The following is a 6,753-nucleotide window of genomic DNA, read 5'->3' on the forward strand; positions in this document are numbered from 1 at the left end:
GGCCGCCGCCTCGTCGACGGCGCGGCTGCGGGGGCGGGCGGCGAGGACGGCGTCGATGTCGCTTCCGACGTTGTGCCCGGCGGCCTTGTCGACGGTCGTGACGTAGACCCCGCCCGGGCGCAGCACGCGCGCGCACTCGGCGACGACGGCGCGCACGGCCGCCGGGCCGGGCAGCAGGTGGAGCAGCCACACGCTGGTCACCGCGTCGAACGTGCCGTCGGGGAACGGCAGTCGGCGGGCGTCGGCGCGGACCACGGCGCCCGGGACGCGGGCGGCGGCACGGCGGACCATCGCGTCGGTGAGGTCGACCCCGGTCACCCGCAGGCCGTCCCGGGCCGCGGCGAGCCGCCGGGTGACGATGCCGGTGCCGCAGGCGAGGTCGAGCAGACGGCGGGCGTCATCGGGCACCAGGCCGAGGACGCCTTCCGCGGCGGCGGCCGCGCGGGGTTCGCCGCCCCGGGAGGCGTCGTAGCGTTCGGCCTCCTGGCTGTAGTCCAGCACCGCCGGCTCAGCTCGCGCCGTGGGCCGGGGCGAGGCCGGAGACGCGGCGGGCCAGCTCGACGTCCAGCTCGGTGACCTTGCCGCCGGCGCTGTGGGTGTGCACCGACACGGTCACGCTGTGGTAGCCGAGGGTGAGGTCGGAGTGGTGGTCCAGCTCGTCCTGCACCCGGGCGATGTGCATGACGAGCGCGGCGGCGGCGATGTGCGAGCCGAGCCGGTAGGTGCGGGTGAGGCGGTCCTCGTCCAGCGACCAGCCCGGCAGTCCGGCCAGCCGGTCCTCGATCTCCTCGGGCGACAGCGGTTGCACGGCCATGACCTCGCTCCTTTCCCGGGGGTCCGGCTCCAGCCTGCCACAGGAGAGCCGCCGCGGTCCTGGCCGGACGGCCTCCCGGGGGTCAGGTGCGGTGACATTCGGCCGCGAGATCGTCGGCCAGCGCGGCGATCCGGTCCCGTCCCTCGACCTGCCGCAGCCAGGGGTGCGGCAGGCTGACGTCGCCGTACCGGGCGCCGAGGATGTTCCCGCAGATGGCGCCGGTGGAGTCGGTGTCGCCCGAGTGGTTGACCGAGAGCAGCAGCGCGTCCGTCACCCGGGGTTCGGCGAGCGCCGCGTACACGCCGATGGCCAGGGCCTCCTCGGCGACCCAGCCGGCGCCCAGCCGCTCCACCCTCGCCGCGCTCGGTGCGCCCTCGGCGGCCAGGTCGAGGGCCTGTTCGAGGGCTGCGGTGGTCTCCTCGTGGCCGGGGTGGCGGGCGAGCAGCCGCAGGGTGCGCAGGACGGCGCCCTCGACGGAGTCCCCGGCGAGCAGGTGGGCGGTGAGGGCGGCGAACGCGCCGGCCGCGTAGTAGCCGGTGGGGTGGCCGTGGGTGAGCCGGGCACAGCGGGCGGCGAGGTCGAAGGCGCGGTCGGCGGGGGCGCCGGTGAGCCCGAAGGGCGCCGAGCGCATCACCGCGCCGCAGCCCTTGGCGTTGGGGTTGACCGGGCCGAAACCGCCGAGCGGGGTGCCCGTGTCGGGGACGTAGGGCTGGTGCAGGCCGGACAGGCAGGCGTTGCCCGGGGCGCGGCGGGCGTAGAGCCACGGCTCGGCGAGGAGGGGCCGGTCGGGCCCGGGGTGCCCGGCGAGGGTGCCGTCGGGGCCGGGCTGCTGCTGGGTGACCAGCCAGCGCCGGTAGGCCTCGTACAGCAGCTGGTGGGCGGCGCCGCCGATGCCCTTCTCACGTTCGCGGCGGTGGGCGGCGAGGATGCCCTCGACGGTGAACAGCGTCATCTGGGTGTCGTCGCTGATCCGTCCGGCGACACCGGTGGCGTCGGGAACGAGGGAGGTGACGCCGCGCGCGCCGTGGGCGGCGCGGATGGCGTCCAGGGAGCTGAACTCGACGGGGTAGCCGAGGGCGTCGCCGAGCGCGCCGCCGAGCAGGCAGCCGCGCACTCTCGACCGGAGCACCGCCGGTGCCTGCCAGTTCGCCTGCTGCCACGTCTCGTTCACGCGGTACCTCCTCGACTACGGTCGTACACATGAGCATTCTCACGTCCGCGCCCGCGGCTGCCGCGACCGCCCCCGCCGACCAGGGAGTCGGCCCGCTGCTGCGGTCCTGGCGGGAGCGGCGGCGGGTCAGCCAGCTGGAGCTGGCGCTGCGCGCCGATTCCTCCGCCCGGCACATCAGCTTCATCGAGACGGGCCGGTCCCGGCCGAGCGAGGAGATGGTGCTGCGGCTGGCCGAGCATCTGGACGTGCCGGTGCGGGACCGCAACGCGCTGCTGCTGGCGGCCGGTTACGCGCCGCGGTTCCCGGAGACCCCGCTGGACGATCCGGCGCTGGGGGCGTTGCGGGCGGGCATGGAGCGGCTGATCCGCGGCTACGAGCCGTATCCGGCGCTGGTGGTGGACGCGACCTACAACGTGGTGGCCGCGAACCGGGGCATCACCATGCTGCTGGACGAGGTGCCCGAGGACCTGCTGGCGCCGCCGCTGAACGCGATGCGGCTGACGCTGCACCCGCGGGGGCTGGCGCCCCGGATCCGCAATCTGCGCGAGTGGCGGGGGCATCTGCTGGCGCAGATGGAACGGCAGATCGCGCTGCACCGCTCGGCGCCGCTGCGGGCGCTGTACGAGGAGGTGGCGGCGTATCCGGTGCCTGAGCCGGCGCCGGCCGCCGAGCCGGAGGAGCCGGTCCCGTACTTCGCGCTGCCGATGCAGATCGAGTACGAGGGCCGGATCCTGTCGTTCATCTCGTCGATCTCCACGTTCAACACCCCGATGGACGTGACCGTCGCCGAGCTGGCCATCGAGACGTTCCTCCCGGCCGACCCGGCGACCGTGAAGCACCTTCAGGAGCTGGTGTCCTGACGGGCCCTCAGTGCGAAGTGCTGGAGGACGGCGAAGGAGGCGACGGTGAACGCCTGGAGCACGGTCCACACGGCGCCCGCGGTGCTGGGGGTGAGCCAGAGCGCGAGGGCCACGACACTGACGGCCGCCCAGGTGAGGTTGGCTTCCACGACCGCGCGGACGGGCAGGGACGCGGGGTGCGGGCGGGCGGCGAGCAGGCCGACGCCCGCGGCGAAGACGGTGAGGAACGCGCCGAGGGCGAGCAGCAGACCGGAGCCGACGCCGAGCAGGTCGCCGAGCGGTCCGGAGAGGGCGAGGTAGGCGACACCGTTGGTGCCGGTCACGACCGCGTCGAGGGCCAGGAAGCGGCGCAGCATGGTGCGCGGGTCGGAGGTGCGGGCGAGGGCGGCGAGCTGGGTGGCGGACATGGCGGATCATCCTCCGGCGAGGTCGTCGGTAGCGGGGCCCGGGCCCCGGGGCGGAGTGCGCCGCCCCGGAACCCGGTGGGTCCACGATCGCGCCGGGCGGGGTGCGGGGTCGATTACCCGGGAGGTAATGAGGGGCCGGGTGCGGTGAGCGGGACGGGCGGACCCGGGGGCTTCCGCATGTCTCATATGGCAAGCAGCCCACCGTGAACTCGTGAGTATGCAGCGGGAACATGTCAGACTGCTCGGGAACTTCCGGCGCGTAGGGGAGGCGTGGCGTGAGTGAGCGGCGGCCGGCGCCCACCGTGGGCCAGGTGGTGCTCGGCAAGCGGTTGCAGGAGCTGCGGGAGACGGCCGGGCTGAGCCGGGAGGACGCCGCGCGGGTCCTGCGGGTGGCCCCGGCGACCGTACGCCGGATGGAGACGGCCGAGGTCTCCCTGAAGATTCCGTACGTGCAGCTGCTGCTGGACGCCTACGGGGTGCCCGAGGGCGAGGTGGAGTCGTTCGTCACGCTGGCCGAGGAGGCGAACCAGCCGGGCTGGTGGCAGCGGTTCCACGATGTGCTGCCGGACTGGTTCAGCCTGTTCGTGAGCCTGGAGGGCGCGGCCCGGCTGATCCGCTCCTACGAGCCGCACTTCGTGCCCGGTCTGCTGCAGACCGAGGAGTACGCGCGGGCCGTGCTGGAGGCCGGGACCATCGGGCAGACCGACCGGCCGTCGCTGGAGCGGCATGTGTCGCTGCGGATGGCCCGGCAGGAGCTGCTGACCCGCCCCGATCCGCCCCACCTGTGGGTGATCATGGACGAGACGGTGCTGCGCCGCCCGGTGAGCACCCGCCCCGAGGTGATGACCGGCCAGCTCGACCGGCTGCTGGAGGCCGTCGAGAGCGACCGGATCACCTTGCAGATCGCCGAGTTCGCGAGCGGCCCGCACCCGGGGACCTACGCGCCGTTCGCGCTGTTCCGGTTCGCCGAGCCGGAGCTGCCGGACATGGTGTTCACCGAGTACCTGACGGGCGCGCTGTACCTGGACTCCCGTACGGAGGTGTCCGCGCACCTGGAGGTGCTGGACCACATGACGGCACACGCCGCGTCCGCCCGGCGCACCAAGAAGATCCTCCAGGAGTGCCGCGGGCGGTTCTGAGCGAAACAGCGAGACAGCGAGACCTGAAACGACCGAGGCCCCGGGGTCCGTCATCCGGGGCCGACTAGGAGACGACACCGTCATGACCGCATCCGACGCCGCCCCCGCCCGTATCGACACCAGCCGGCCGCACCCGGCGCGGGTGTACGACTGGTGGCTGGGCGGCAAGGACAACTACCCGGTGGACGAGGAGCTGGCCCGGCGGATCCTCGCCGTGGACGGCACGGTGGTGCGCGGGGCGCGCGCCAACCGCCGGTTCATGCACCGGGCCGTGCGCACGGTCGCCGAGGCGGGGATCCGCCAGTTCCTGGACATCGGCACCGGCATCCCCACCGAGCCCAACCTGCACCAGGTGGCACAGAAGACCGCGCCGGAGAGCCGGGTGGTGTACGCGGACAACGACCCGATCGTGCTGCGGCACGCCGAGGCGCTGCTGCACGGCTCGGCCGAGGGCGCCACCGCCTACGCGCACGCCGACGTACGGGACGTGGACGCCCTGCTGGCGCGGGCCGGCGAGACCCTCGACCTCACCCGGCCGGTCGCGCTGTCGCTGGTGGCGCTCACCCACTACCTGGACTCCGACCCGGAGGGCGACGACGTCTACGGGCTGCTGTCCCGGTACGTCGACGCGCTCGCGCCCGGCAGCTATCTGATCCTGTCCCAGGTGACCCCCGATCTGAACCCGGAGGCCATCGCCAGGGCGGCCGAGAGCTTCCGGCGCGCCGGCACCCCGTTCCACCCCCGGTCGCTCGGCGAGTTCGCGCGTTTCTTCGACGGGCTGGAGCTGCTGGGTCCCGGGCTGATCCCGGTGCACGGCTGGCGTCCGGAGGCGGAGGACGTGGCGGCCCAGGCGGAGGGGATCGTGCCGGTGTACGCGGGGGTGGCGCGCAAGCCGTGACACGCGTGCACCCCTGGCCCGCAGGCCGCGCGGGGCCGCTCTCACCCGTACGGTCCGCGTGAGCGAGTGCGCTCCCCTGCCCGCCCCTAGGTTCGAAGGGACCGGGTGAGCAAGGGAGCGCAGGTGACGGACACGCGGACACCCCCCACCGAGCCGGGCGCGGCGCTGCTGCGTGCCGGACGGTTCTTCCGGCCCGGGACCGCCGCGCCCGACCTGCACAGCGTGGAACTCACCGGCGGCCGGGAGGCGGACGCCTTCTACCGGGACCGGTGGAGCCACGACAAGGTGGTCAACTCCACCCACGGCGTGAACTGCACCGGCTCCTGCCGCTGGAAGGTGTACGTCAAGGACGGGATCATCACCTGGGAGACCCAGCAGACCGACTATCCGTCGGTGGGCGCGGACCGGCCCGAGTACGAGCCGCGGGGCTGCCCGCGCGGCGCCGCGTTCTCCTGGTACACGTACTCCCCCACCCGCGTGCGCCACCCGTACGTCCGGGGCGTGCTGCTGGAGATGTACCGGGAGGCGAAGGCCCGGCTGACGGACCCGGTGCTGGCCTGGGCGGACATCCAGGGCGACCCGGAGCGCCGCCGCCGCTACCAGCGGGCGCGCGGCAAGGGCGGCCTGGTGCGGGCGACCTGGGACGAGGCGGTGGAGCTGGTCGCCGCCGCTCACGTGCACACCATCAGGACGTACGGCCCGGACCGCATCGCGGGCTTCTCCCCCATCCCGGCGATGTCGATGGTGTCGCACGCGGCCGGCGCCCGGTTCCACTCGCTGATCGGCGCGCCCATGCTCTCGTTCTACGACTGGTACGCCGATCTGCCGGTGGCCTCCCCGCAGGTCTTCGGCGACCAGACGGACGTCCCCGAGTCGGGTGACTGGTGGGACGCGGCGTATCTGATGGTGTGGGGCTCCAATGTCCCGGTGACCCGCACCCCGGACGCGCACTGGATGGCGGAGGCCCGCTACCGGGGGCAGAAGGTGGTGGTGGTCTCCCCGGACTACGCGGACAACACCAAGTTCGCCGACGAATGGCTGCACCCGCACCCCGGCACGGACGGCGCGCTGGCGCTGGCGATGGGGCACGTCGTCCTCAAGGAGTTCTTCGTCGACCGCGAGACGCCGTTCTTCACGGACTACGTGCGCCGGTTCACCGATCTGCCGTTCCTGGTCACGCTGCGGGAGAAGGACGGCGCGTACGTGCCGGGGAAGTTCGTGCGCGCCTCGGACCTCGGGCGGACCGGGGAGGGCGCGGAGTGGAAGACGGTTGTCCGGGACGCCGTGACGGGACGGCCCGTGGTGCCGAACGGCTCGCTGGGATTTCGCTGGACGGAGTCCGGCAAGGGCCTCTGGAATCTCGAACTGGGCGCCGTCGAACCACAGTTGAGCCTGTACGGGGAGAAGGGCGTGGAGGTGCTGCTGCCCCGGTTCGACACCGAGGGCGGGGAGCACGGGCAGGGG

General features: G+C 73.7%; 8 protein-coding genes. 4 read left to right on the forward strand and 4 right to left on the reverse strand.

What is annotated here, in order from left to right; translation table 11 throughout:
- From CCN42_RS17490 to CCN42_RS17500, 3 genes are all read right to left on the reverse strand, one after another.
- The coding region (locus CCN42_RS17490; protein ID WP_107427605.1) for a class I SAM-dependent methyltransferase at nucleotides 1-501 on the reverse strand (501 nt) is incomplete at its 3' end.
- Between the two features lie 7 nt (nucleotides 502-508).
- Nucleotides 509-814, reverse strand: a complete 306-nt coding sequence (locus CCN42_RS17495; protein ID WP_086736822.1) for a 4a-hydroxytetrahydrobiopterin dehydratase — start codon at nucleotides 812-814, stop codon at nucleotides 509-511.
- Between the two features lie 82 nt (nucleotides 815-896).
- A complete protein-coding gene (locus CCN42_RS17500; RefSeq protein WP_086736824.1) occupies nucleotides 897-1,985 on the reverse strand; it encodes an ADP-ribosylglycohydrolase family protein in 1,089 nt (362 codons plus the stop codon).
- A gap of 29 nt (nucleotides 1,986-2,014) precedes the next feature.
- Between CCN42_RS17500 and CCN42_RS17505 the strand changes: the two genes are divergently transcribed.
- Nucleotides 2,015-2,845 (forward strand): helix-turn-helix domain-containing protein, encoded by an 831-nt coding sequence (locus CCN42_RS17505; RefSeq protein WP_086736826.1) that lies wholly within the window; start codon nucleotides 2,015-2,017, stop codon nucleotides 2,843-2,845.
- Here CCN42_RS17505 and CCN42_RS17510 read toward each other — a convergent pair.
- Nucleotides 2,827-3,252 (reverse strand): hypothetical protein, encoded by a 426-nt coding sequence (locus CCN42_RS17510; RefSeq protein WP_086736828.1) that lies wholly within the window; start codon nucleotides 3,250-3,252, stop codon nucleotides 2,827-2,829. The two genes, CCN42_RS17505 and CCN42_RS17510, sit on opposite strands and share 19 nt — an antisense overlap.
- 275 nt (nucleotides 3,253-3,527) lie before the next feature.
- Here CCN42_RS17510 and CCN42_RS17515 point away from each other — a divergent pair, with 275 nt between their 5' ends.
- From CCN42_RS17515 to CCN42_RS17525, 3 genes are all read left to right on the forward strand, one after another.
- The gene (locus CCN42_RS17515; protein ID WP_086736830.1) at nucleotides 3,528-4,391 is read left to right on the forward strand and encodes a helix-turn-helix domain-containing protein; all 864 of its coding nucleotides are present in this window, start codon (nucleotides 3,528-3,530) and stop codon (nucleotides 4,389-4,391) included.
- Nucleotides 4,392-4,473: 82 nt separating this feature from the next.
- On the forward strand, nucleotides 4,474-5,289 hold the full coding sequence (locus tag CCN42_RS17520) for an SAM-dependent methyltransferase (protein ID WP_086736832.1): 816 nt from the start codon (nucleotides 4,474-4,476) through the stop codon (nucleotides 5,287-5,289).
- 123 nt (nucleotides 5,290-5,412) lie between these two features.
- Nucleotides 5,413-6,753: molybdopterin-dependent oxidoreductase (locus tag CCN42_RS17525; RefSeq protein WP_143661936.1), on the forward strand; the 1,341-nt coding region annotated here is incomplete at its 3' end.

Origin of the sequence: Streptomyces glaucescens, from assembly GCF_002154375.1 — a bacterium.
Lineage (GTDB): Bacteria > Actinomycetota > Actinomycetes > Streptomycetales > Streptomycetaceae > Streptomyces > Streptomyces glaucescens.